The organism is Streptomyces chumphonensis (genome assembly GCF_014779715.1).
Classification (GTDB): Bacteria; Actinomycetota; Actinomycetes; order Streptomycetales; family Streptomycetaceae; genus Streptomyces; species Streptomyces chumphonensis.
Genome location: NZ_JACXYU010000001.1, coordinates 404,199 through 429,507, shown reverse-complemented (window position 1 = coordinate 429,507; position 25,309 = coordinate 404,199). Strand labels below are relative to the sequence as shown.

General features: G+C 73.8%; 24 protein-coding genes. 20 read left to right on the top strand and 4 right to left on the bottom strand.

The window, feature by feature from the left end; translation table 11 throughout:
• The 4 genes from IF129_RS01730 to IF129_RS01715 all read left to right on the top strand — a co-directional run bounded on the left by IF129_RS01730 (position 1) and on the right by IF129_RS01715 (position 3,642).
• A complete protein-coding gene (locus IF129_RS01730) occupies positions 1-1,179 on the top strand; it encodes an ArsA family ATPase (protein ID WP_191207586.1) in 1,179 nt (392 codons plus the stop codon).
• Positions 1,180-1,262: 83 nt separating this feature from the next.
• Positions 1,263-1,754, top strand: a complete 492-nt coding sequence (locus tag IF129_RS01725) for a DUF5304 domain-containing protein (RefSeq protein ID WP_191207585.1) — start codon at positions 1,263-1,265, stop codon at positions 1,752-1,754.
• 134 nt (positions 1,755-1,888) lie between these two features.
• Positions 1,889-2,830, top strand: a complete 942-nt coding sequence (locus IF129_RS01720) for an ROK family glucokinase (protein ID WP_191207584.1) — start codon at positions 1,889-1,891, stop codon at positions 2,828-2,830.
• 59 nt (positions 2,831-2,889) lie between these two features.
• Positions 2,890-3,642: an endonuclease/exonuclease/phosphatase family protein gene (locus IF129_RS01715; RefSeq protein WP_191207583.1), complete on the top strand. Its 753-nt coding sequence runs from the start codon at positions 2,890-2,892 to the stop codon at positions 3,640-3,642.
• 2 nt (positions 3,643-3,644) lie between these two features.
• Here the strand turns inward: IF129_RS01715 and IF129_RS01710 are convergent, their stop codons facing one another.
• On the bottom strand, positions 3,645-4,307 hold the full coding sequence (locus tag IF129_RS01710) for a hypothetical protein (protein ID WP_191207582.1): 663 nt from the start codon (positions 4,305-4,307) through the stop codon (positions 3,645-3,647).
• Complete coding sequence (locus tag IF129_RS01705) at positions 4,294-5,067, bottom strand: alpha/beta hydrolase (protein ID WP_191207581.1); 774 nt, start codon at positions 5,065-5,067, stop codon at positions 4,294-4,296. The genes IF129_RS01710 and IF129_RS01705 overlap by 14 nt, the downstream gene beginning before the upstream one ends.
• Positions 5,068-5,215: 148 nt before the next feature.
• Here IF129_RS01705 and IF129_RS01700 point away from each other — a divergent pair, with 148 nt between their 5' ends.
• The 4 genes from IF129_RS01700 (at position 5,216) to IF129_RS01685 (ending at position 9,083) form a co-directional block, all read left to right on the top strand.
• Positions 5,216-6,025 (top strand): lysophospholipid acyltransferase family protein, encoded by an 810-nt coding sequence (locus tag IF129_RS01700; RefSeq protein ID WP_191207580.1) that lies wholly within the window; start codon positions 5,216-5,218, stop codon positions 6,023-6,025.
• A 138-nt stretch (positions 6,026-6,163) separates the two neighbouring features.
• Positions 6,164-7,333, top strand: coding sequence for a MacS family sensor histidine kinase (gene macS / locus IF129_RS01695; protein WP_191207579.1), 1,170 nt, complete (start codon positions 6,164-6,166; stop codon positions 7,331-7,333).
• Positions 7,326-8,036: a response regulator gene (locus IF129_RS01690; protein ID WP_191207578.1), complete on the top strand. Its 711-nt coding sequence runs from the start codon at positions 7,326-7,328 to the stop codon at positions 8,034-8,036. The genes macS and IF129_RS01690 overlap by 8 nt, the downstream gene beginning before the upstream one ends.
• Positions 8,037-8,084: 48 nt before the next feature.
• Positions 8,085-9,083 carry an ATP-dependent 6-phosphofructokinase gene (locus IF129_RS01685; protein ID WP_191207577.1) on the top strand — a complete coding sequence of 333 codons (999 nt, stop codon included), beginning with the start codon at positions 8,085-8,087 and terminating at the stop codon, positions 9,081-9,083.
• An 85-nt stretch (positions 9,084-9,168) separates the two neighbouring features.
• Here the strand turns inward: IF129_RS01685 and IF129_RS01680 are convergent, their stop codons facing one another.
• Complete coding sequence (locus IF129_RS01680; protein ID WP_191207576.1) at positions 9,169-11,088, bottom strand: anthranilate synthase family protein; 1,920 nt, start codon at positions 11,086-11,088, stop codon at positions 9,169-9,171.
• A 313-nt stretch (positions 11,089-11,401) separates the two neighbouring features.
• Here IF129_RS01680 and IF129_RS01675 point away from each other — a divergent pair, with 313 nt between their 5' ends.
• From IF129_RS01675 to IF129_RS01665, 3 genes are all read left to right on the top strand, one after another.
• Positions 11,402-12,319: an NADP-dependent oxidoreductase gene (locus IF129_RS01675; RefSeq protein ID WP_191208222.1), complete on the top strand. Its 918-nt coding sequence runs from the start codon at positions 11,402-11,404 to the stop codon at positions 12,317-12,319.
• Positions 12,320-12,588: 269 nt separating this feature from the next.
• A complete protein-coding gene (locus tag IF129_RS01670) occupies positions 12,589-14,046 on the top strand; it encodes an FAD-dependent monooxygenase (RefSeq protein WP_191207575.1) in 1,458 nt (485 codons plus the stop codon).
• Between the two features lie 105 nt (positions 14,047-14,151).
• Entirely contained in the window at positions 14,152-15,309 is a 1,158-nt protein-coding gene (locus IF129_RS01665) for an alkaline phosphatase PhoX (RefSeq protein WP_191207574.1), read from the top strand.
• A gap of 70 nt (positions 15,310-15,379) precedes the next feature.
• Here IF129_RS01665 and IF129_RS01660 read toward each other — a convergent pair whose 3' ends face one another.
• On the bottom strand, positions 15,380-15,880 hold the full coding sequence (locus tag IF129_RS01660; protein WP_191207573.1) for a DUF1203 domain-containing protein: 501 nt from the start codon (positions 15,878-15,880) through the stop codon (positions 15,380-15,382).
• 384 nt (positions 15,881-16,264) lie between these two features.
• Here IF129_RS01660 and IF129_RS01655 point away from each other — a divergent pair, with 384 nt between their 5' ends.
• The 9 genes from IF129_RS01655 to IF129_RS01615 all read left to right on the top strand — a co-directional run bounded on the left by IF129_RS01655 (position 16,265) and on the right by IF129_RS01615 (position 25,191).
• Entirely contained in the window at positions 16,265-17,446 is a 1,182-nt protein-coding gene (locus IF129_RS01655; RefSeq protein ID WP_191207572.1) for a sensor histidine kinase, read from the top strand.
• Positions 17,443-17,844, top strand: coding sequence for a roadblock/LC7 domain-containing protein (locus IF129_RS01650; RefSeq protein ID WP_191207571.1), 402 nt, complete (start codon positions 17,443-17,445; stop codon positions 17,842-17,844). Before IF129_RS01655 ends, IF129_RS01650 begins: the two co-directional genes overlap by 4 nt.
• Positions 17,841-18,218, top strand: coding sequence for a DUF742 domain-containing protein (locus IF129_RS01645; RefSeq protein WP_191207570.1), 378 nt, complete (start codon positions 17,841-17,843; stop codon positions 18,216-18,218). Before IF129_RS01650 ends, IF129_RS01645 begins: the two co-directional genes overlap by 4 nt.
• Positions 18,193-18,783 carry a GTP-binding protein gene (locus tag IF129_RS01640; protein ID WP_191207569.1) on the top strand — a complete coding sequence of 197 codons (591 nt, stop codon included), beginning with the start codon at positions 18,193-18,195 and terminating at the stop codon, positions 18,781-18,783. Before IF129_RS01645 ends, IF129_RS01640 begins: the two co-directional genes overlap by 26 nt.
• Positions 18,784-18,794: 11 nt before the next feature.
• A complete protein-coding gene (locus IF129_RS01635; RefSeq protein ID WP_191207568.1) occupies positions 18,795-20,180 on the top strand; it encodes a cytochrome P450 in 1,386 nt (461 codons plus the stop codon).
• Between the two features lie 124 nt (positions 20,181-20,304).
• On the top strand, positions 20,305-21,567 hold the full coding sequence (locus IF129_RS01630; RefSeq protein WP_191207567.1) for a cytochrome P450: 1,263 nt from the start codon (positions 20,305-20,307) through the stop codon (positions 21,565-21,567).
• A gap of 87 nt (positions 21,568-21,654) precedes the next feature.
• Positions 21,655-22,428: an enoyl-CoA hydratase/isomerase family protein gene (locus IF129_RS01625; protein WP_191207566.1), complete on the top strand. Its 774-nt coding sequence runs from the start codon at positions 21,655-21,657 to the stop codon at positions 22,426-22,428.
• A gap of 89 nt (positions 22,429-22,517) precedes the next feature.
• A complete protein-coding gene (locus IF129_RS01620; RefSeq protein WP_191207565.1) occupies positions 22,518-22,868 on the top strand; it encodes a hypothetical protein in 351 nt (116 codons plus the stop codon).
• Between the two features lie 103 nt (positions 22,869-22,971).
• Complete coding sequence (locus IF129_RS01615) at positions 22,972-25,191, top strand: NADP-dependent isocitrate dehydrogenase (RefSeq protein ID WP_191207564.1); 2,220 nt, start codon at positions 22,972-22,974, stop codon at positions 25,189-25,191.
• The last annotated feature ends 118 nt before the right edge of the window (positions 25,192-25,309 follow it).

Here is a 25,309-nt window from a genome sequence, read left to right as displayed (position 1 = left end):
GTGCGACGCACGGTCCTCGTCACCGGCACCGGCGGGGCCGGGCGGAGCACGGTGGCGGCGGCCACGGCGCTCGCCGCCGCACGCGAGGGCCGTCGCGCGGTGCTGGTCGGCCCCGAGCCGCTCCCCGAGGCGCTGCACGCCGTCGACGGACTGCGCCACGTGCGGCTCGACGTGGCGCGGACGTTCCGCTCGGCGGCGCTGGACCTCCAGAGCCGGGGCAGGGCCGCACTGGACTTCCTGGGTGCGACGGCGCTGGAGGAGGACGAACTGACCGAACCGCCCGGCGCCGCGGCCTTCACCCTCCTGCACACCCTCCGGGCCCTGCACGACGCGGTCGGGACCCCGAGCGCGGAGGGCGCCGGTGGCGACGGGGACGTCCTCGTCGCCGACCTGCCGCCCGTCGGGGAGGCCCTCGCGCAGCTGGCCCTGCCCGAGCAGCTCGCCCGCTATCTGCACCGCCTGCTGCCGCCGCAGCGGCAGGCGGCCCGGGCCCTGCGTCCGGTGCTCGCCCAGCTCGCGGGCGTCCCCGCGCCCGCCGACCGGCTCTACGAGACCGCCGCCCGCTGGCAGGACGCGCTGGCCGGAACCCGGGAGGTGCTGGCGGCTCCCGGCACGTCGGTCCAGCTGGTGGTGGGCGCCGAGGCCGGGATGCCCGCCGTCGTCGCCGAGGCGCGGGCCGGGCTCGCGCTCCACGGCGTCCCGCTGGACGCCGTCACGGTCAACCGGATGCTGCCCGCCGCGTCCCCCGACCCGTTCCTGGCCGCGCTGGGCGGCGGGCAGCGGGAGGCCGTCGGCGAACTGCGCACCGTTCTGGGCCCGGTGCCGCTGCGCGAGCTCCCCTGGAGCCCCCGCGCGCCGCGCACGCCGCAGGAGTTGGCCGCGCTCGGCGTGCCCGCTCCCGCGCCGGCGCCCGCGCCCCGTCCGGTGCCGCGCGTGGAGGACCGCAGGGACACCGAGGGCGAGCTGGTGTGGCGGCTCCCGCTGCCGGGCGCCGTCCGGGAGCGGCTCGACCTGGTACGGCGCGGCGACGAGGTGATCGTCACGATCGGCCCGTACCGCCGAGCCCTTCCGCTGGACGGAGCCCTCACCCGCTGCGCCGTGGCCGGAGCGCGCCTCGCGGACGGGGAACTCGCGGTCCGCTTCCGCCCCGACCCCGCACTGTGGCCGCGCGAGCGGTGACCGGTACTGTCGGAAGTCCGAACGTTCCGGGCGCCCCGGAACCCGGGTGCGCCCGTGACCGAGACCTGCCGCAGGAGGCCGCGATGAGTGACGCCACCGAACGCGAGCCCGAGGCCGACGCCTGGGCGGGTGCGTGCGCCGAGGACCTGGCGGCCGAACAGGCCCGCCGCCGCGAGAAGTACGGTCCGCGACCGGGCAGCGCGGCGGAGGAGCTGCGCCGCCTCGCGGAGTCCGTCGCCGACCGGATCGCGGACGTCGCGGCGCCGCTGGCCGGGCAGGCGTTCGGCGCGGTGGGCCAGGGCGAGCGGTGGGCGCGGCAGTTCGTCGAGAGCGCCCGGGCGGCCGTGGAGCCCGTCGTCGAGCGGAACCCGCAGGTCTTCGAGCACCTGTCGGCCGCGGGCGGTGAGCTGCTGGCCGCGTACCGCTCGGCGGTGACGGACGCGGAGCAGCGCTGGTCCCGCCGCCCGGACGGCACGGACCGCGCCCCCGCCGCCCCGGAGGCCGACCCCGGTGACGACCGCCGTGACGACCGCCGTGACGAGCCGCCGGGCACCGAGCACATCGATCTGGACTGACTTCTTCCGCCTCCGGCCCCCGTCCGCCCGCGCACCCCGTGCGGGGTGCCCGCACCGCGGTCGGTGGGCGCCCAGGTCCCGGGCGCTCCGGTAACGTTGGGTTCAGCGGGGCTCCACCTAAAGCTGAGGGACATATGGGACTCACCATTGGCGTCGACATCGGCGGTACCAAAGTCGCGGCCGGTGTCGTCGACGAGGCCGGGAACATTCTCGAGACCAGCACGGTACCGACCCCGCAGACGCTCGACGGCGTGATCGACGGCATCGCCGACGTGGTGCGCACGGCCAGCGCGGAGCACCCGGTGGACGCCGTCGGCATCGGCGCCCCCGGCTACGTCGACGACAAGCGGGCGACGGTGCTCTTCACCCCCAACCTGACCTGGCGGCACGAGCCGCTGAAGGACAGGGTGGAGCAGCGCGTCGGCCTGCCCGTCGTCATCGAGAACGACGCCAACGCGGCGGCCTGGGGCGAGTACCGGTTCGGCGCCGGGAAGGGCCACGACGACGTCGTGTGCATCACGCTCGGCACCGGCCTCGGCGGCGGCATCGTCATCGGCGGCAGGCTGCACCGCGGCCGGTTCGGCGTGGCCGCCGAGTTCGGGCACATCCGCATGGTGCCGGACGGCCTGCTGTGCGGCTGCGGCAACCAGGGCTGCTGGGAGCAGTACGCCTCCGGCAGCGCCCTCGTCCGGTACGCCCGGCAGCGCGCCGCGGCCACCCCCGAGAACGCCGGAATCCTGCTCGGCCTGGGCGACGGTACGCCCGGCGGGGTCCAGGGCAAGCACATCAGCCAGGCGGCCCGGGAGGGCTGCCCGGTGGCGATCGACTCCTTCCGGGAGCTGGCCCGCTGGGCGGGTGCCGGGCTGGCCGACCTGGCGACCCTCTTCGACCCCGGCGCGTTCATCGTCGGCGGCGGCGTCTCGGACGAGGGCGAGCTCGTGCTGGATCCGATCCGCAAGTCCTACCGCCGCTGGCTGGTCGGCGCCCAGTGGCGGCCGCAGGCGCAGGTGCTGGCGGCGCAGCTGGGCGGGAGGGCGGGCCTGGTCGGCGCGGCCGACCTGGCCCGGCAGGGCTGACGCACGGCCCGGCAGGGCGCGGCTGACGGCCCGTCACGCCTCGTCGTACGGTGAGGGGCATGACGCAGCCGCTCGCGGACCTGCCCGCATCCCGTACCGATGCCGACGGCTCGGCCGTCGTCCGTCTGCTCAGCTACAACATCCGTTCCCTGCGGGACGACGAGGGGGCGCTGGCCCGGGTCATCCGGGCCTGCGCTCCCGACGTCGTCTGCGTCCAGGAGGCCCCGCGCTTCTTCCGCTGGCGCAAGCACGCGTCCCGGCTGGCCCGCGGGACCGGCCTGGTCCACGTCACCGGGGGAGCGACGGCGTGCGGGCCGATGATCCTCTCCTCCCTGCGCGCGACGGTGGAGAGCGCCGAGGACGTGCTGTTGCCCCGCACCCCCGGGCTGCACCGGCGCGGCCTGGCCACGGCGGTGCTGCGCTTCGGCGAGCGGGCGCGGCTGTCGGTGGTCAGCTGCCACCTGAGCCTCGCCGCGTGGGAGCGGGCCGGGCAGGCCACCGCGCTGCTGGACCGGGTGGCCGCCATGCCGGGGCCCGTCGTCGTGGCCGGTGACCTCAACGAACGACCGGACGGCGCCGTCTTCCGGCGGCTCGGCGAGCGGCTGCGGGACGGCTGGGAGGCCCGGCCGTGGGGGGAGGAGTACACCTCCGACGCCGCCCGGCCGCACCAGCGGATCGACGCCGTCTTCGCCGACGCCGACGTGGAGGTGCTCGGCTGCGGTGTCCCCGTCGGCCTCCCGGGCGTCACCCCGCAGGCGCTGCGCGCCGCGTCCGACCACCGTCCGGTGCTGGCGGCGCTGCGCCTGCGGTGACGTCAGACGACCGCGCCCCGGCCCGGGTCGTCCCAGTCGTCGTCCTCGCGGCCGTCACGCATGCGCATGACGAGTGTGCCGAAGCCCCCGAGGAAGCCGCCGATGCCCAGCATGGACATCCACCACGTCATGTCCCAGCCGAACAGGACGGCCGCCAGCAGCAGCGCGGGGCCGCCCAGCACGGCCAGCCAGGCGAACTTCGTCGTCGTGTCCGCCGGGGGGAGCGGTGGCGGCTCCGGGGGGACGAAGTGGTCGTCCTCCTCGCGCTCGGGCGCCACCCAGTCCCGGGGACCGTTGCCCGCCGAGTAGACGGTGATGCTGCGCTCCGGCAGGTCGCCCCGGGCGGAGCCCCCGGCGCGCCCGGTGCCGGCGGTGTCGTCGGCCGTACCGTCGGGCGCGTCCTGGGCCGCCGCACCGGCCTGCCCGGAGTCACCGCCGTCACCGGTGCTCCTCGCCTCCCCGGGGTCTGCGGCGTCCCCGCCCTCCCCGGCGGCCGGGCCCGGTGTGTCGGCGGACCGCTCGGACCCGTCCTTGGCCTCGGCCCTCGCCCAGACGCCCGGCGGATCCGGCGGCTCGGCTCCGTAACCGGCGACGATCTGCGCCCAGGCGGCGTCCTCGTCCAGCGGCTCCCGGCCCTCGCCGGGGCCCTGCTCACGTTCCGTCACGTGCGGTCTTCCTCGCTGCCAGGCGGGTGATGAATGCGTGGGAGTCGGCGAATATGCGCTCCGCGTCGTGGTCCAGTGTGGCGACGTGGTAGCTGTTCTCCAACACGGTCTCCGTCACATCGGTGGACGAGACGGAGCGCAGGATCAGCGCCGAGTCCGAAGGCGGCACGACGTGGTCCACCCGGCTGTGCATCACCAGCAGCGGCTGGGTGACCTGCGGCAGCTCGCCCCGCGTCAGCCGGAAGAGGGTGCGCAGGGAGTGCGCGGCGTGCAGCGGCACCCGGGTGTAGCCGATCTCCTCGGGCCCCTCCTTGCGGATGTCGCTGGTGATGCCCGGCGCCGAGCGCACGAGGTGGCGCAGGACCGGCAGGGCGTGGCCCTGGAGGCGGGGGAACGTCATGCCGGGGTTGACGACGGCGATGCCGCTGATCGCGTCGCCGTGCCGGGCCGCCAGGCGCAGGGCCAGCGCACCGCCCATGGAGAGGCCGCCGACGAAGACCTGGCGGCAGCGGCGCCGCAGCAGGCGCAGCTCGTGGTCGAGCGCCGCGTACCAGTCCTGCCAGCCGGTGACGGCCAGGTCCTCCCAGCGGGTGCCGTGCCCCGGCAGCAGCGGGACGCTCACGCTCAGCCCCCGGTCGGCGAGGTACTGCCCCCAGGGGCGTACGGACTGCGGGGCGCCGGTGAAACCGTGGCTGATGAGGACGCCGATCTCGTCGGAGCCGTCGTGACGCATCGGCTCGCACCCGGGAAGCAACGGCACGGTGGTTCTCCATTCGGGGCACACGTGGAGCCTTGAGGGGTCCTGCCACCCTACGCGCACGTACCGGCACCGGGTAGTCCGGTACGCCCGGCGGACGGCGCTCCGGGGCGGGATAAGGTGCTGGACGTCGACACAGGAGGTTCCCGGGTTGTTGTACGGAGCGATGAAGGTCTCCATCGGAGGGTCGCTGAAGCTTGCCTTCCGCCCCTGGGTGGAGGGCCTTGAGCATGTCCCGGCCGAGGGCCCGGCGATCCTCGCCAGCAACCACCTGTCCTTCTCGGACTCCTTCTTCCTGCCCGCCGTGCTGGACCGCAAGGTCACCTTCGTGGCCAAGGCGGAGTACTTCACCACCCCCGGGATCAAGGGACGGTTGACGGCCGCGTTCTTCAAGGGCGTCGGTCAGCTCCCGGTGGACCGGTCCGGCGCGCGCGGCGCGGCCGAGGCGGCGATCCGGAGCGGTGTGGAGGTCCTGGAGGGCGGCGGCCTCTTCGGCATCTACCCCGAGGGCACCCGGTCCCCCGACGGGCGGCTGTACCGGGGCAAGCCCGGCGGGCTGGCGCGCATCGCGCTCGCCACCGGGGCTCCGGTGATCCCGGTGGCCATGATCGACACGGAGAAGATCCAGCCGCCCGGCAAGGTCGTGCCCAAGCTCATGCGGCCGGGCATCCGCATCGGAAAGCCGCTGGACTTCAGCCGCTACCAGGGGATGGAGGGGGACCGCTTCATCCAGCGCTCGCTGACCGACGAGGTCATGTACGAGATCATGAAGCTCTCCGGCCAGGAGTACGTGGACATGTACGCCACGGCCGCCAAGCGCCAGATCGCCGAGGCCGCCAAGCGGGAGGCGGAGGAGGAGAAGGCCGCGAAGGCGGCGGCCAAGGAGGCCGCGCGCCACGCGGACCGGCCCGCCGGGAAGGGCGGGCCGGGCGACACGGAGCAGGGCGGCCACGCGGCCTGACGTCACGCGGGGGGACCGATGACGGGTACGGAAGCACGGGGCGGGGGGCGCACGCCCCCGGAAGCGGGGGGAGCGGCGGACGCCCGGACCGCGCGCGGGCGCGGGCGGCCGTGGTGGTCCCCGCGCGTCGCCGGCGGGATGTCGGTCGAGGCCCCGCTGTGGCGGGCGCTCGCCGGGTACCGGGTGCTGACCAGCGCCTACGCCATCGCCGTCTTCAGCTGGAACAGCGACGCCTACGCCCGCCCGCTGCCCGGCGCCGTCTACCTGGCCGTGCTCGCGCTGTGGACGCTGGCGACCCTCGGCCACGTCTCCTCGGCCGAGCGCTGCACGCCGCGCTTCCTCGTCGCCGACCTGGCCGTCGCCCTGACCGGCGTCCTCATCACGCCGCTGGCCGACACGCGGGACGCCGTGGGGCCGACGTTGCCCTCCGTGTGGGTGGCGGGCGCGGTGCTGGCGTTCGCGATCAAGGGCGGCTGGCGCTGGGCGACGGGGGCCTCCCTGATCATCGGCGCGGCCAACGTCGTGGAGCGGGGGGACCTGTCGCGGGACACGGTCCACAACATCCTGCTCGTCACCGTCGCCAGCATCGGCATCGGCTACGTCGTCGAGGTGGCCCGCGTCTCCGAGCGCACACTCGCCGAGGCGCTGCGCATCGAGGCGGCGACCCGGGAACGGGAGCGGCTGGCCCGGGACATCCACGACGGCGTGCTCCAGGTCCTGGCCATGGTGCAGCGCCGGGGCTCCGCACTCGGCGGTGAGGCGGCGGAGCTGGGCCGGCTGGCCGGTGAGCAGGAGGTGGCGCTGCGCTCCCTCGTCTCCGGTGGCCCGGGCCCCCGGTCGGCCGAGCCGTCCGCGGGGTCGGTACCCGGGCCCCGGCGGAGCCCGCAGGCCCGCTCCGGTCCGGCACCGGACGGCGGGTCGGTCGACCTCCGGTCGCTGCTCGCCCCGCTCGCGGGCCACCGGGTCACCCTGGCCGAGCCGGGAGCCCCGGTGCCGCTGCCCCCGCGGACCGCGCGGGCCGTCGCCGCAGCCGTCGCCGCGGCCCTGGACAACGTCCGGCGGCACGCGGGGGCGGGGGCGCGGGCGTGGGTCCTGCTGGAGGACGAGCCGGACGCGGTCCTCGTGACCGTCCGCGACGACGGCCCCGGCATTCCCGCCGGACGGCTGGCGGCGGCCGAGGCGGAGGGCCGGATGGGTGTGTCACTCTCGATCCGGGGACGGCTGCGGGAGCTGGGCGGCAGTGCGGAGGTCCTCACGATCCCCGGACAGGGGACGGAAGTTGAGCTGAAGGTGCCGAAAGATGACTGACGCCCCGAGCGGGACGGCCGCAGCACCCGTGCGGGTGATGGTCGTCGACGACCATCCGATGTGGCGCGACGCCGTCGCCCGCGACCTCGCGGCGGCCGGGTTCGACGTCGTCGCGACCGCCGGGGACGGCCCGCAGGCCGTCCGCCGGGCCGAGGCGGTACGGCCCGACGTCCTCGTGCTCGACCTCAACCTGCCCGGACTGCCGGGTGTGGAGGTCTGCCGGCGGCTGGTGGGGGAGGGCTCGGCGCCGCGGGTCCTCGTGCTGTCGGCGAGCGGCGAGCACGCCGACGTGCTGGAGGCCGTCAAGTCCGGCGCGACCGGGTACCTGGTCAAGTCCGCCGGCCCCGAGGAGCTGATCGAGGCGGTCCGGCGCACCGCCGTCGGCGACCCCGTCTTCACTCCCGGCCTGGCCGGTCTGGTCCTCGGCGAGTACCGGCGGCTGGCGGGGGAGGCCGGCGCGGGGAACGCGGGCGCGACCGCGCGGGAGGCGAACGGCCCCGAGACCCCGCACCTCACGGAGCGGGAGACCGAGGTGCTGCGGCTGGTCGCCAAGGGCCTGTCGTACAAGCAGATCGCCGAACGTCTGGTGATCAGCCACCGCACCGTGCAGAACCACGTGCAGAACACCCTCGGCAAGCTCCAGCTCCACAACCGGGTGGAGCTGGTCCGCTACGCCATCGAAACCGGACTCGACGACGCGTGAGCACCCGGTAACGTGACGTCGCGTCACCATCACGGAAGGGAGCACGCCATGCGCGTCGGACTGCTCACCGGGGGAAGCGACTGCCCCGGACTCAACGCGGTCATCCGGGCCGTCGTGCGCAAGGGCGTCCAGGACCACGGCGACACCTTCGTCGGGTTCCGGGACGGCTGGCGCGGCGTGCTCGTCGACGACGCGGCGGAGCTGGGCATCACGGACGTGCGCGGCACCCTGCCGCGCGGCGGCACCATCCTCGGCTCCTCGCGCACCGACCCCCTCGCCCAGGCCGACGGCCCCGCCCGGGTGCGGGCGACCCTGGAGTCCCGGGGGCTGGACGGGCTCATCGTGATCGGCGGCATCCACACCCTCGGCGCGGCCGCCTCCCTCGCCGACGAGCACGGGCTGCCGTGCGTCGGCGTCCCGAAGACCATCGACAACGACGTCTCCCGGACGGACTACACCGTCGGCTTCGACACCGCCGTCACCGTCGCCACGGAGACCATCGACCGCCTGCACACCACGGCCGAGTCCCACAAGCGGGTGCTGGTGGTGGAGGTGATGGGCCGCGAGAGCGGCTGGATCGCCACCTACGCCGGCCTCGCCGGGGGCGCCAACGGGGTGCTCATCCCCGAGTACCCCTTCGACCTGGAGCGGGTCTGCTCCTGGGTCACCTCCCGCTTCGGGGCGAGCTACGCCCCCATCGTCGTCGTCGCCGACAACGCCCGGCCCGCCGACACCACCGTCCGGCTCGGCGGCCTGTCCGGCATCGGCGAGTGGCTGGGCCGGGAGATCGAACGCCGCACCGGTCACGAGGCCCGCGCCACCGTGCTCGGACACATCCAGCGCGGCGGCACCCCCACGCCCTTCGACCGCTGGCTCGCCACCCGCTTCGGGCTGCACGCCATCGACGCCGTCCACGACCGGGCCTGGGGGCGGATGGTCGCCCTGCGGGGCACGGAGGTGACCCGCGTCCGCCTCGCCGACGCCGTCGCCGCCCCCAAGACGGTCGACCGCAGCCGGTACGCCGAGAACGAGGTCTTCTTCGGCTGAGCCGCACGCCTCCGGCGCGGTGCCGACGCGCGTCCGGCGCGGTGCCGCACCGGACGCGCGGCCGTCAGCCGCTCCCCGCCCGCGCCTACACCCGCACCGACGCCAGCAGTTCGGCGACGATCGCCGAGCCCTCCAGCGTGAGCACCGACTCCGGGTGGAACTGCACCCCGGCGAAACCCGGGCCGCGCAGCGCGTGCACGTCGCCGGTGCGCGGGTCCCGGCTCAGCTCGACGCCGTCCAGCGCCAGCCGCTCGGCCGCGGAGGCGTCGCAGCGGGCGGTGAAGGAGTTGTAGAAGCCGACCGTGCGGGACCGGCCGAACAGCTCGACGCGCTCCTGTGCCCCCTGCGTCGGCACGTCCCTGCGGACCAGCTCCAGCCCCAGCTCCGCCGCGAGCAGCTCCTGGCCCAGGCACACCCCGAGCACGCCGTGCGGGTGCCCGCGCAGCAGCTCGCCGGCGAGGGAGCGCAGGAAGCGCATCTTCGCGTGTCCGGGGTCCGACGGGTCGCCCGGACCGGGTCCGAGGACGACCGGGCCCCGGTGCCCGAGGGCGGCCTCCCGCACCCCCGGCTCGTCGAACCGCCGCACCGCGACGTCCAGGCCCGTGGAGCGCAGCAGGTGGGCCAGCATCGAGGTGAACGTGTCCTCCGCGTCGATCACCAGCGCCGTGCCGCGCAGCGGACCGCGCTCGTCCTCGGTCCGCATCCGCAGCCAGAACGGGGCGAGGTCCGCCCGCCGCCGCGCCAGTGCCGCCCGCACGCGCGGATCGTCGGCCAGGCGGACCTCCGGGCCCTCCCGGCGCGGGCGTGCGGCCCGGACCCCGAGCGCCGTCAGCACCCCGGCGGCCTTCGCGTGCGTCTCGGCGACCTCGCCCGCGGGATCGGAGTCGCGGACGAGCGTGGCGCCCACCGGCACCCGCAGCCGGCCGCTCGCCGCGTCGATCTCGGCCGTGCGGATGAGGATGGGGGAGTCCAGCGTCTGGGCCCCGCCCGCGTCCCGCCCCAGCAGCGCCAGCGCCCCCGCGTAGTAGCGTCGGCCGCCGTTCTCGTAGCGCCGGATCACCCGGCAGGCGTTCTCCAGCGGGCTGCCGGTGACGGTCGCCGCGAACATCGTCCCGCGCAGCACCTCCCGGGCGTCCAGCGTGCTGCGTCCGCGCAACTCGTACTCGGTGTGCGCCAGATGGGCCATCTCCTTGAGCCGGGGCCCGACGACGACCCCGCCCATGTCGCCGACCGTGCACATCATCTTGAGCTCCTCGTCGACGACCATCGACAGCTCCGCCGTCTCCTTGCCGTCCGCCAGGAACTCCAGCAGCCCCCCGACGCACGGCCCTCCGGCCGGGTACCGGTAGGTGCCGCTGATCGGGTTCATCACCACCGTGCCGCCGCTCATCCGCACGTGCGCCTCGGGGCTGGCCCCGACCAGCGTCCGCTCCCCGGTGTGCACGACGAACGTCCAGTACGCGCCGCGCTCGCCGGCCAGCAGCCGGCGGAACAGGGCCAGCGCGTCCCGAGGCCCGTACCCGGCGCCCGGGGAGCCGTCGCCGGAGCGGTCGTGGACCGGCTCGACGAAGCCCTCGAACGTCCGCCGCACGACGAAGTTGGCCCCCTCGCCCTCCCCGATCTCGTCCCGCACGACGCGCCGCACCACCTCCTCGTAGGCGGCGTCGTCCACGTCGAACGCCCCGTCCCGCACGCGCACCGGGTGGGCGGGCAGCGCCGCCATCGCCGCCGCGACGGGCACCTCGTGCCGCTCGCGGGGCACCAGCACGCTGAGCGGCGTCCCGTCGTCGGCGACGCTGAACCCGCGCTCCCGGAGCTGCCGGAACGGGACGAGCGCCAGCGCGCCGAGGCCGTCGTCGGGGATCTCGGCCAGCCGCTCGATCTCCCGGACGTCCCCGACGAGCACCTCCACCACGTCCCGCTCCAGCCCCGGCGTCCTGCGGCGCAGCAGCGCGAAGGGGCGGGCGTGCCCGTCGGGTTCGTCGAGCAGTCTCTCGATCACCATCGGTCTTCTTCCTTCCGTGCCCGGAGGAGGAAGCGACCTGTGCCGTCAACGCGCGAAGGCCGCCCCTCGGGCGGCCTTCGCGTCTGGTCAGGGATACGCGCAGTCAGGTGGCCGCCGGATGAGCGGGCCACCACCAGTCGGTGCGGGTCTGCGCGAACATGCCCGCACCCTACCGTCCGCGGCCCACCGGAGGCGGGACGCGTCCGCATCCCGGTCGGCCCGGCGTGTTTGACCTGTGGGGATACGGCAAACCGAGACGGAACGGATCGCTACGGAAGGCGTGAGGATGAGCGAGGACACCGACGGCCCCACGATGCGGGCGATGACCTACGACCGGTTCGGCGGCACCGAGGTCCTGTCCGGGACGCGGCGACCCCTGCCCAGGGTGGCCCCCGGGGAGGTGCTCGTGCGGGTGCGCTGCGCGGCGGTCAACCCGGTCGACTGGAAGATCATGTCCGGGGGGCTGAAGGACATGATCGACACGGTCTTCCCCGTCGTTCCCGGGTGGGACGTCGCCGGCGTCGTCGAGCAGGTCGGCATCGACGTCCCCGAGTGCGCGGTCGGCGACGAGGTGATCGCCTACGCCCGCAAGGACCACGTGCACGGCGGCACCTTCGCGGAGTACGTCTCCGTCCCCGTGCGCTGCCTGGCGCCCCGGCCGGCCGCCCTGTCCTGGGAGCAGTCGGCGGGGCTGCCGCTGGCCGGGCTCACCGCCTACCAGACGCTCGTCCGCCTCGGTACCGGGGAGGGCGACACGGTCCTGATCCACAACGCGGCCGGCGGTGTGGGGTCGCTCGCCGTGCAGATCGCCCGGACCCTCGGCGCCCGGGTCATCGGCACGGCCTCACCGACCAACCACGACCGGCTGCGGGAGCTGGGGGCCGAGCCCGTCGCCTACGGCGAAGGGCTGGTCGAGCGGGTCCGCGCGATCGCTCCGCAGGGCGCCGACGTCGTCGCCGACTTCGTCGGCGGTGTCGTCGACGCGACCGTGGGCGCCCTCGCCGAGGGCGGCCGGCACGCCTCCGTCGCCGACCCCGCCGTCCTGGAGCGGGGCGGGCAGTGGATGTGGGTGCGGCCCAGCCGGGCGGACCTCAGCGCCCTCGCCGCGCTGGCCGACGAGGGGCGGCTGACCGTTCCGGTGGCCGAGGTGTTCCCCCTCGACCGGCTGGCCGAGGCCTTCGCGCTGAACCAGGCCGGCCACACCCACGGGAAGATCGTCGTCACGCCCTGACGCCCTGCGGGCGCGTCCGCGCACGACGAGGGCCCGCACACGACGAGGGCCCGCACACGACGAGGGCCCGCACACGAAAAAAGCAAGGAGGCTTTCCGCTCTCCTTGCCATGCTCAACGTATAGCGCACTGGGGGCCTTGCGGCAAGGCCCCCAGTGTGGCGCAGAATCTCCAGCCGACACCGGAAACCACGGGAATCGGCCCTTCCGCATGCTTTGGCGTGTTCTGTCGTCGGGGTGGCCGAACCCGCTTTTCTCATCAGGGGGATTCATGCCGGACGTGATCGTGGTCGGCGCCGGGCCGACCGGGCTGATGCTCGCCGCCGAACTGCGGCTGCACGGGGTGCGGGTGCTCGTGCTGGAGAAGGACGCGGAGCCGACCCGCCAGGTCCGCGCGCTCGGCCTGCACATGCGCAGCATCGAGGTGATGGACCAGCGCGGCCTGCTGGAGCGGTTCCTCGCGCACGGCCGGCGGTACCCCGTCGGCGGTGTGTTCGCGGGCATCGCGAAGCCGCAGCCGGCGGGGCTGGACTCCGCGCACGCCTACCTCCTCGGCATCCCGCAGACCGTCACCGAGCGGCTGCTGACCGAACACGCCACCGGGCTCGGCGCCGAGATCCGGCGGGGCCACGCCCTGGCCGGGCTCGCGCAGGACGAGGACGGGGTGACCGCCGAGCTCGCGGACGGCACCCGGCTGCGAGCGAGCCACCTGGTCGGTTGCGACGGCGGACGCAGCACGGTGCGCGGGCTGCTCGGCGTCGGCTTCCCCGGCGAGCCCGCCCGCGCGCAGTGGCTGCTGGGCGAGCTGGAGGCGGCCGTCCCCGCGGACGAGCTGACCGCCGCGGTGGCGAAGCTGGGCACGACCCGCCTGATGTGCGGGCCCGCCCCGCACGCGGAGGGCGTGTTCCGCTTCGTCCTGCGCACGGCCGAGGTGACCGAGGACCGGACCGTGGCGCCGACCCTGGAGGAGTTCACGCGGCGCCTGCGGGAGCTCGCCGGGACGGACTTCGGCGTGCACACGCCGCGCTTTCTGACCCGGTTCGGTGACGCCACCCGGCTCGCCGAGCGGTACCGGGTGGGCCGGGTGCTGCTGGCCGGCGACGCCGCGCACGTGCACCCGCCGATGGGCGGGCAGGGCCTCAACCTCGGCGTCCAGGACGCGTTCAACCTCGGCTGGAAGCTGGCGGCCGAGGTGGCCGGACGGGCACCGCGGGGGCTGCTGGACAGCTACGCGGCCGAGCGCCGCCCGGTCGCCGCCGACGTGCTGGACAACACCCGTGCGCAGAGCGAGTTGCTCGCCCCGGGACCGGGGGCGCAGGCGGTGCGTCGGCTCTTCTCGGAGCTGATGGACATCGAGGAGGTCAACCGCCACCTCGTCGAGAAGATCGCGGCGATCGGCATCCGGTACGACCTGGGGCAGGAGCACCCGCTGGTCGGTCGGCGGATGCGGGACGTGCCGCTGGGGCGGGGGCGCCTCTACGAGCGACTGCGCGGCGGCCGCGGGCTGCTGCTCGACGGGACCGGTCGGCTCTCCGCGGCCGGCTGGGCGGACCGCGTCGACCGGGCCGACGACTTCGACGGAACCGTCCCCGGGTGCGGTGCCGCCGGACCGGCCACCGAGGTGCCCGCCGCGCTCTTGCGGCCCGACGGGCACGTGGCGTGGGTCGGCACGCGGCAGGGGGAGTTGGAGGGCCGCCTGCGCACCTGGTTCGGCACGCCCACCGGCTGACCGGTCGTCGCACGGCGTTCACCGGGCTTTCGCCGCAACCCCCCTGTACGGAGCAAGATCCCTGCGGCACGGTGGCACCGCATCGGTCTGACTGGGGAGTAACTTATGCAGCGTCGTGTCTTCCTCCGTGCCGCCTCCGCCGGAGCGGGCGCCGTCGCCGTGTCGGGCGCCCTGTGGCAGGGCGCCGCGACGGCGTCCGCCGCGGCCGTCCCGGGCGCCGGACCCTACGGCCCCCTGCTGCCGCCCGACCGCAACGGTGTCGCCCTGCCGCAGGGCTTCACCAGCCGGGTGGTGGCCCGTTCGGGGCGGCCCGTCGGCGGCATCCTGTGGCACGGCGCGCCCGACGGCGGGGCCTGCTTCCCCGACGGGGACGGGTGGATCTACGTGTCGAACTCCGAACTCCCCCTCATCGGCGGGGTCTCGGCGATTCGGTTCCGCGCCGACGGCTCCGTCGACCGGGCCTACCGCACGCTGTGGGGCACGACCCTCAACTGCGCGGGTGGCGCCACCCCCTGGCAGACCTGGCTGTCCTGCGAGGAGACCTGGCGCGGCAAGGTCTTCGAGACCGACCCCTACGGCCGCCGCGAGGCCGTCGCCCGCCCGGCGATGGGACGCTTCAAGCACGAGGCGGCCGCCTGCGACCCCGAGCGGCGGGTCGTCTACCTCACCGAGGACGAGGAGGACGGCTGCTTCTACCGCTTCGCCCCCGAGCGCTGGGGGGACCTGTCGGCCGGGCGGCTGGACGTCCTGTGCGTCACTCCGGACGGCAAGGCCGTCGAGTGGCGCCGCGTCCCCGATCCCGGCGCGCGGATCTTCGGCCCGCAGACCCGGCACCAGGTCGCCGAGGCCCGCCACTTCGACGGCGGCGAGGGCTGCCACTACCACGACGGCGTCTGCTACTTCACCACCAAGGGCGACGGCCGGGTCTGGGCCTACGACGCCCGCCGCGAGACGCTCGGCACCGTCTACGACGCACGTGCCGACGGCGGCACGCTGGACGGCGTCGACAACGTCACCGGCACGGCGGGCGGGGACCTCTACGTCGCCGAGGACGGCGGCAACATGGAGATCAACATCATCACCCCCGACGGTGTCGTGGCGCCGGTGGTGCGGGTGGACGGGCACGAGGAGTCCGAGATCACCGGGCCGGCCTTCTCCCCGGACGGCTCCCGGCTCTACTTCTCCTCCCAGCGCGGCGCCTCGGGTTTCGTCGCCGGGACGGACGGCGTCACCTACGAGGTGCGCGGCCCCTTCCGCCGCTGACCGTCGCCGCCGCGGGCCGCGCGCCGTGCTCGGCGTCCCGCGTACCCCGCCGCCCGTCCCCCGGTCGTCGTCACGGCCGGGGGACGGCGTAGTGGAAGCACCCGTACTCGACGGCTCGGACGTGGACCAGCGCCGTGCCGGGCAGGGCGAACGCCTCGGCGAAGGCGGCCTCCAGGGCGGGCAGGGGCTCCTCGGGCAGCGTCAGCAGGCGCCCCCCGGCGATGCGCCCGGCCGCGTCGTACCGCCGCAGGCACCGCAGCGCCCCGGGCCTGCTGAACGGGTAGCCGACCGCCTCGGGGTCCGGCCCGGGACAGGGCTCGGCGTGGACGAAGACGGGACCCTGCTCGTCGTACGGGCCGGGTTCGGCGCCGGTGCGGGCGGCCCACCGCCGCAGCGGGGCGTAGGTGAGCAGCACGACGCGCTCGCCCGGCCGCGCCCGGCGCAGGCAGCAGCGCAGCGGCTCGCCGCCCTCGTCGGCGGTGACCGGCCGGGGGCGGTGGCCCGCGTCGTCCCGCTCGCGCAGCGCGGTCAGCGTCGCGTCCGGTATGGGCAGTGCGGTGTAATGCGTCATGCGCCGAGTCTGCGCGCCGTCCGGGGCGCGGCGCTCGCGGGATACGGACGTCGAGTCCCGGGAAACGGTGGGTGAACTCGATCCGCTCCGGGGGTGTCGGACCACGGCTGCGCGTGGGGGAAATGCCAGCATTGCGGACGGCCCGTCAACCACACGTGTAGGACTCGTAGTTGTGACAACCCGACCCCCCGTCGGGTGATACGATCACCGAACTTTGTCGACCTGCCCGAGGGGGCCCCGGAAGCCAACCGCCCCCCGCGCGCCGCGTCGGCGAGACGAGTGAATGCCTCCAGGCCAGGGGGCGCCGTCCGGGCGCTGGATTCGGTGCGCCGATCCTGCTCAAGCGTCCAGTGCCTGGCGGTCCAGTCGCTTGAAGAGAGTCTTATGACGCAATACATCCAGGACCCCGCAGTCTGGGGCCTCGCCGTCGGCGCTCCCCTCGCCGTGACAGCCATCGTGCGAGGCAGGAGGACCGCCAAGAGACTGCGGAAGGAACAGAGCGAGCTCAGGGCGCACTACGCCGGATTGGAGCACCAGTACTCGGCGTCGGTCGAGGACGCCAAACTCCGGGCGGAAGAAGAAACGAAAAGCGCACTCAAGGCCGCCATGCGAACGCTTCAGGGCCTCGCGGGCGAGCAGCAGTTGGTCATTTCCAAACTTCAGGGCAAATACGGGGAGTCGGCGATTCTCCAGGACCTGATGGAAATCGACCACATGAATTCACAGTTCGGACGGCGAGCGCAGTCCATCGCCGTTCTCTGCGACGGCTGGCTGGGCCGGCAGCGGGCCGTCGCGTCCGTCTACGACGTCGTGCGCAGCGCGAAGGGCCGTATCCGTCACTTCAAGCGTGTGGAGATCCGCTCGCAGACGGGCTTCGCCATCGTCAGCCGTGCCGTGGAGCCGATAGCGGTCGCGCTGGCCGAGTTGCTGGACAACGCGACCAGCTACTCGGCGCCGGAGACGATGATCGAGATCAACATCCGGTCCGTGCCGAAGGGCGTCTGCATCATCATCGACGACGCGGGCGTCGGCATGAACGAGGAGGAGAAGGAACGCGCCACCGGGCTCCTCTCCGGCCAGCGGTCCTCCGGCGTGGCCGGTCTGGGCAATCCGCCGCAGTTCGGCTTCGCCGTGATCGGCGTGCTCGCCGCCCAGTACGGCTTCAACGTCTCCGTCGACTCCACCTCGCCCTACGGCGGTGTGCGGGCCGTGGTGCTCCTGCCGGACGACCTGCTCACGAGCATGCCCGAAGCGAAGGAGCCGCCCGTGGCAGCAGCACCCGCACCGGCGCCCGGCCCGCACGCCGGCGGCCCGGAGCCGACGGCCCCGCTCGCCACCACGACCGGCGGACTACCCAAGCGCCGTCGGCGCGGCGCCATGGCGATCGTGCCGGACCCGGCCGGCGGTGAGACCGGCGGCACCCCCCACCGCTCACAGGAGGAGACCGCCTCGATCATGGGCGCCTTCCAGCGCGGTACCCGATCCGGTCGCGCGGTCCCCACCACCGACGCGGCCGACCCAGGCAATCCAAGCCACGCGAACAGCGAAGGGCATGGCGTTCAGTGAACAACGACATCTCGTGGATGCTTGACAGCGCCCTGGAGGTACCCGGGGCCCGTCACGCCATCCTGGTCTCCGCCGACGGCCTGCTGATGGCACGCTCGAACGAGGTCGACAAGGACCACGCGGACACCGTCGCCGCGGCGATGAGCGGCATGCAGTCCCTCAGCCGCACGGTGGCGAGCTTCTGCGGCACCCCGCACCTGCGGTGGCGTCAGACGCTCGTCGAGTTCGACGGCGGCTGGGTCTTCCTCATCTCCGCCGGTGAAGGGGCCTACCTGGCCGTGTCGGCCGCCCCGGACGTCGACATGGCCGACATCACCTTCCGGATGCAGCAGCTCGTCGGACAGCTCGGCAAGGCGATGTCCACGCCGCCGCGCGAGAACACCGGCCCGCTCTCATGATCGACCCTGGCGAGCAGGAGCCGGAGGCGGCGGAATTAGTCCGACCGTATGTGATCACCGATGGCCGCGTTCTTCCGGAGGACGACCGCTTCAGCCTGATCACCCTGGTCACCGCTTCCGCCGATCACGAACAGCGCATGGCCCGGCTCTCCCCGGAGAAGCGGGCGGTGCTGGAGTTGTGCGGGGGAGGCTACCTTTCCGTCGCCGAGATCGCGGGTCACATGCGGCTGCCGGTCGGCGTCGTGAAGATCCTGCTTTCCGACCTCGCCGACGGCGGATACCTCGTCACCCGCGCTCCGGCGCCCCGCGCCACGCTTGTCGACAGACAGCTGCTTCAGGAGGTACTGGATGGACTCCAGGCCCGTTTTGGATGACGGCGCCTATGTGCGCTCGGCGGTGCAGACGGCGGCGAAGATCCTCGTCGTCGGGCACTTCGCGGTGGGCAAGACCACCTTCATCGGAACGATGTCCGAGATTCCTCCGCTGCGCACCGAGGAGACGATGACGCAGGCGGCGGCCGGAGTCGACGACCTGGGCGACGTCCGGGGCAAGACCACCACCACGGTCGCGATGGACTTCGGCCGTCTCACGATCAACGACCGGCTCGTCCTGTACCTGTTCGGTACCCCCGGTCAGCAGCGGTTCGTCCAGGTGTGGGAGGACATGAGCCGGGGAGCGCTGGGAGCACTGATCCTGGTGGACCCCGAGCGACTGGAGGAGTCCTTCCCCGTCATGGACCTCGTCGAGCAGTACGGGCTGCCCTACGCGATCGCCGTCAACCGCTTCGACGGCACGCCGGACCGCCCCGACGAGGAACTGCGCGAGGCGCTCGACCTGCTTCCGGAGACCCCCGTCGTCACCTGTGACGCGCGGGACCCGAAGTCGTCGGCGCACTCGCTGATGGTTCTCATCCGCTACCTGCAGACCCGCATCAGCTAGGAGCCCCCCCCATGCACCCCCACTCAGACGCCCAGAACCCCCCTCCTGGGTGCCCTGCACACGACGGCGGCGGCGACGGCGGGCGGATACCGCTGCACGGGCCGGAGTTCGCCGCCGACCCGCAGGCGTTCTACGAGCACCTGCGCAAGTACGGCCCGGCGGCCGACGTCGAGCTGGCCCCGGGTGTGGACGCCGTGCTCGTCACCGAGTACGCCGCCGCGCTGAAGGTGCTCCAGAACACGGACCTCTTCGCCCGCGACTCCCGCCGCTGGCGCGCCCTCAACGACGGCGAGGTCCCTCCCAACAGCCCCGTCCTGCCCATGCTCGCCTACCGTCCGAACTGCCTGTTCTCCGACGGCGCCGAGCACATGAGGCTGCGCCAGGCGGTGACGGACAGCCTCGCCCGGGTGGACACCCACCGGTTGAGCCGGCACGTCGAGCACGTCTCCGCCTACCTGGTCAACCAGTTCTGCGAACGCGGCACCGCCGACCTGCTCGCCGAGTACGCCAAGCTGGTCTCGCTCCTCGTCTTCAACGAGCTGTTCGGCTGCCCGGCCGACATCGGCGACCGCCTGGTCTCGGCGATGTCGGACATGTTCGACGGCGTCAACGCGGAGGAGGCCAACGCCGAGCTGACGCAGAGCCTCCTGAGCCTGGTCACCCTCAAGCGCAGGCAGCCCGACGAGGACGTCACCTCCTGGCTCATGCGCCACCACGCCGGCCTCTCCGACGAGGAGATGGTGCACCAGCTCGTCACCCTGCTGGGCGGCGGCACCGCACCGACGCAGAACCTCATCGTCAACGCGATGCGCCTGCTGCTCGCCGACGAGCGGTACTCCGGCGGCCACCACGGCGCCGGACTCCTCGTCGAGGACGCCATCAACGAGGTGCTGTGGAACAGTCCGCCGCTGGCCAACTACGCGGCGCACTACCCGACCCGGGACGTCGACCTGGGCGGCGTGCCGCTCCAGGCCGGCGACCTCGTCATGGTCAGCTTCGCCGCGGCGAACACCGACCCGGCCCTGTCCGCGTCCCGCTACACCTTCAGCAAGCGGGCCCACCTCGCCTGGGGCGCCGGCCCGCACGCCTGCCCGGCCAAGGACCCGGCGCAGCTCATCGCCGTCACGGCCATCGAGAAGCTGCTCAACCGGCTCCCGGACGTCGAACTCGCCGTCCCCGCCGACCTGCTGGTCTGGCGTCAGGGCGCCTTCCACCGGGCCCTGCAGAGCCTGCCGGCCCGGTTCGCGCCGAGCCGGCCGGAAGGCAGCCCCGCCAACTCCGTCTGGCGCGACGGTGTTCGAGTGGCCCCCACGGCCGCCTCGGCACCCGCCGCCCCGCCGGAGAAGCCCGCGAAGAGCAGCTGGTGGAGCACCTTCCTGTCCTGGCGCAGGCAGTGACGGACCCGTCGCACAGGGTGTGAGCAAGGCAACGATTCGAAAAGCACGACCGGCTTGGATGAACGTTCGAAGAGGGGGGTAGGTCGCCCGCGAATTTGATCACATCGCAGACGAGGAGCCTCCCGTGGAGCGAACCGCCCTTGCCCCCCGAGTCGACCGGCGGACCGTCGCCGCGCTGATCTCCCGACTGCGCTCCGCGAACGGGCAGGCCGACCCCCGGTCCGTCTACACGAAGCTGCTCGCTCTCGGACCCGTGGTACCCGCCCCCTGGGGCGGGTACCTGGCGAACTCCTACGAGGCGTGCGACGAGGTGCTGCGGCGCTCCCGGCAGTGGCTCACCCCCGACACCGCCTGGCGGAACCGCCAGGAGAACGCGGCCGAACGCTGGAACAACCCCTCCTCGGTGGAGTGGAGTCGCAGCCTCCCCGGCCTCAACCCCCCTGAACATACGCAACAACGCAGCGTCCCCGCGGGCTATTTCGGAAGAACGGCCCTGGAGGCCCTGCAGGAGCCGATCGAGCGCATATCCGAGCGGCTGCTCGACCGGCTGGAGGGTGAACTGGCGCACGGGGAAGCCGACTTCGCCACCCTCGTGAGCGAGCGGCTGCCCGTCTCCGTCATCGGCCACTGGCTGGGACTGCCCCCCGAGGACTACGACGAACTGATCGTCCTCACGCACGACCAGGCCCTGCCGCAGGAACTCGTGCCCACCAAGAGCCAGCTCGCCCAGGCCGACCGCTCCGCCATCCGGCTCGTCGAGTACATCGCCGACGTGGTCCGCGCACGCCGCGAGCGGCCCGGGGACGACGCCGTCTCCGACTGGCTGCGCATGTGGGACTCCATCGAGCCCGACCGGGAACAGGCCGACCGGAACGTCCACCACCTCGCCAAGTTCGTCGTCATGGCGGCGCTGGAGACGACCTCCTCCGTCCTGTCCACCGTGATCTGGCTGCTGGATCAGAACCCGGAACAGCGTGCGTGGCTGCGCGCACACCCGGAGGACGTCCCCTCGGCCGTCGAGGAGTGCCTGCGCTACGACGCCCCCGTACACGTCCACGGCCGGATCGCCGCCGAGGACACCGAGCTCGCCGGCGTCCCCGTCGCCCGGGGCGAGATGGTGCACGTCATGATCGGCGCGGCCCACCACGACCCCGCCCAGTACCCCGACCCCGGCACCTTCGACATCCACCGGGGCGGCTCGCACCTCGCCTTCGGCGGCGGCGTCCACTACTGCCTCGGCGCGCCCCTCGCGCGGATGGAGGCCGCCGTCCTCGTCCGCGACGTGCTCCGCCGCTTCCCGACGCTGCGCGTCACCGCGCCGCCGACGTGGGTCTCGCCCCGCGCCGCCTTCCGGTACCTCGCCGCGCTGCCCGTCGCCGTGCGCTGAGCCGTCCGCCCGCACGCGTCACCCCCACTCGCGCCACCCCCACTCCACCCCCCCCAGGCCCGCGCTCCCCAGAACCAAGGAACCCCTGTGCCCGAACAGCCCTTCCCCGCCGGTGACCTCAAGACCCTCCACGTCGAGCGGGACGGCGGCGTCCTCCACGTCCGGCTGAACCGTCCCGAGGCGGGCAACGCCGTCGACGTCCCCATGCTCGACGACCTCCTCACCGTGCTCGCCGCCGTGCACGACAGCACCGACCTCCGCGTCCTGGTGCTCTCCGGGGCCGGGGACGACTTCTGCCAGGGAGGAGCGCGCGAGGAGTTCGGCACCCTCCTCGACGAGGACCCCACCGGCGCCGGCCTCCACGCGCTCGGCGGCAAGGCCCGTCGCGTCTGCGAGGCCCTGGCCACCGCCCCCGTGGCCACGATCGCCCGGCTGCACGGCAAGGTCATCGGCGCCGGCCTCGGCCTGGCGCTCCACTGCGACCTGCGCGTCGCCGCCGAGGGCACCCGCCTCCGGCTGCCCGAGCTCGGCCTCGGCCTCCCGACCGCCTGGGGCGGCGCCCTCCAGCGCCTGCTGTCCGAGGTCGGCGCCGCCCGCATCCGCGAACTCATCCTGACCACGCGCATCTTCGACGCCGCCGAGGCGGAGCGGATCGGCGTGGCCCACCGCGTGGTGCCCGACACGGAGCTGGACAAGGTCGTCGGCCAGTGGACGAAGCCCCTGCTCCGCCGCTCCCCGGCCGCCCTGCGCTCGACGAAGGCCCTGCTCAACGCCTACGCCTCCGCCGCCCGCCAGGGCGACCTCACCCTGCTCGACGCCCAGCTGCTGACGTTCTCGGCCGCGGCCCACCACGCGCGGTAGGCCCGCGTCCCGGCCCGGTGGAACCGGCCGTCCCCGTCGTGCATCTACCGGGCCGGAGGGAACACCGGGACGCTACGGAGGGGGACGCCGTGCACCGCGACCGCGAGCACGCGTCCGCCGGAGGCGTGGTGGCGGCCGTGCTGGCCAACCTGCTGATCGGCGTCCTCGCGATCGTCCCGGCCTTCTGCGCGCACTGGCTCGTCGTCGAGTACCCGCTGGTGGACTGCATGGGCGGGCTCGGCTGCGACAAGGAGGCCGAGGACCACGTGGCCGGGGCCCTGGCCGGGGCGGCCGTCGGCGGCGTCGTGGTCCTCGGGGCGCTGCTCGTCGTCGACGTGGCCGTGCCCCGCCAGGAGGGCTGGCCGCTGCGCCGCTGGCTCGGCTCGGCCGCCCTCGTCCCCGTCCCCTTCCTCCTCGCCCTCGCGGTCGGCTGGATCTGACGGTCCGGGGCCGGGGAGGTGGCGTGGAGCCCGGTCGAGGCGGGGGCGGGCCACGAGATATCTTGATGTCGAGCAATGTTGCAATCGTGGAGCGGAGCACCCGGTGACAGACTCGACCATCATCTACACGCACACCGATGAGGCGCCGGCCCTGGCGACGTATTCGTTCCTGCCGGTGGTCAGGGCGTACGCCGCGACGGCCGGGGTCCGCGTGGAGACGCGCGACATCTCACTCGCCGGCCGGATCCTCGCGAGCTTCCCCGAGCGGCTGGACGCCTCGCAGCGCGTCGAGGACTCCCTGGCCGCCCTCGGTGAGCTGGCCAAGACCCCGCAGGCCAACATCATCAAGCTGCCGAACATCTCGGCGTCCATCCCGCAGCTGAAGGCCGCGATCGCGGAGCTGCAGGAGCAGGGCTACGACCTGCCCGACTACCCGGACGACCCGAAGACCGACGAGGAGCGCGACGTCCGCGCCCGCTACGACAAGGTCAAGGGCAGCGCGGTGAACCCCGTGCTGCGGGAGGGCAACTCCGACCGCCGCGCCCCGGCCTCGGTGAAGAACTACGCCAAGGCGCACCCGCACCGCATGGGCGCGTGGAGCCCCGACTCGAAGACCAACGTCGCCCACATGACCGGTGACGACTTCCGCTCCACCGAGAAGTCGGCCGTCATCGCGAAGGACGGCGCGCTGCGCATCGAGCTGGTCGGCGACGACGGCTCCACGACGGTGCTGCGCGAGTCGGTACCCGTGCAGGCCGGGGAGATCGTCGACTCCGCCGTCATGCGCGTCGCCGTGCTGCGCGAGTTCCTCAAGGAGCAGGTGGCGCGGGCCAAGGCCGAGGGCGTGCTGTTCTCCGTGCACCTGAAGGCCACGATGATGAAGGTCTCCGACCCGATCATCTTCGGCCACGTCGTGCGCGCCTTCTTCCCGAAGACGTTCGCCCGTTACGGCGAGGTGCTGGCCTCGGCGGGCCTGACGCCCAACGACGGCCTCGGGGGTATCTGGAAGGGCCTGGAGAACCTGCCCGAGGGCGAGGCGATCAAGGCGTCCTTCGACGCCGAGCTGGCCGAGGGGCCCGAGCTGGCGATGGTCGACTCCGACCGGGGCATCACCAACCTGCACGTGCCCTCCGACGTCATCGTGGACGCGTCCATGCCCGCGATGATCCGCACCTCCGGGCACATGTGGGGTCCGGACGGTGAGGAGGCGGACACGCTGGCGGTCATCCCGGACAGCAGCTACGCCGGTATCTACCAGGTGGTCGTCGACGACTGCCGGGCCAACGGCGCCTACGACCCGTCGACGATGGGCTCGGTGCCCAACGTCGGCCTGATGGCGCAGAAGGCCGAGGAGTACGGCAGCCACGACAAGACCTTCGAGATCCCGACCACCGGCACGGTCCGCGTCACCGACCAGGACGGCGCCGAGGTGCTGGAGCACACGGTCGGCGAGGGCGACATCTGGCGCATGTGCCAGACGAAGGACGTCCCCGTCCGCGACTGGGTGAAGCTGGCCGTGACCCGGGCGCGGGCCACCGGCGACCCGGCCGTGTTCTGGCTGGACGAGGGCCGCGCGCACGACGCGAACCTCATCGCCAAGGTCAGGGAGTACCTGCCGGAGCACGACACCGAGGGCCTGCGCATCGAGATCATGGCGCCGGTCGACGCGATCGCGTTCTCGCTGGAGCGCATCCGCCGGGGGGAGAACACGATCTCCGTCACCGGCAACGTCCTGCGCGACTACCTGACCGACCTCTTCCCGATCCTGGAGCTGGGCACCAGCGCGAAGATGCTCTCCGTCGTCCCGCTGATCAACGGCGGCGGCCTCTTCGAGACGGGCGCGGGCGGCTCGGCCCCCAAGCACGTGCAGCAGCTGGTCAAGGAGAACTACCTGCGCTGGGACAGCCTCGGCGAGTTCCTCGCGCTGGCCGTCTCCTTCGAGCACCTCGCGCAGAGCACCGACAACGCCCGCGCCCAGGTCCTGGCCGACACGCTGGACCGCGCGACGGCCACGTTCCTCAGCGAGAACAAGTCGCCCAGCCGCCGGGTCGGCGGCATCGACAACCGCGGCAGCCACTTCTACCTGGCCCTGTACTGGGCCCAGGAGCTGGCGCGCCAGAGTGACGACGCGCAGCTCGCCGAGGCCTTCGGCGACCTCGCCCGGACGCTGGCCGAGCAGGAGTCGACCATCGTCGACGAGCTGGTCGCCGTGCAGGGCTCCCCGGCCGACATCGGCGGCTACTACCAGCCCGACGAGGTGAGGACCGCCGCCGTGATGCGGCCGTCGAAGACCCTCAACCAGGCGCTGGCCTCCCTCGACTGAGGCCCGAGGCGCACGGCGCCACCCGGGCGGGTTCCGTCCCGCCCGGGTGGCGCCGTTCCCGTTCCCCGGCCTTCCGTGACTCGCGTCACCGCGCCGAGCGGTCGGATGAGAACGCCGT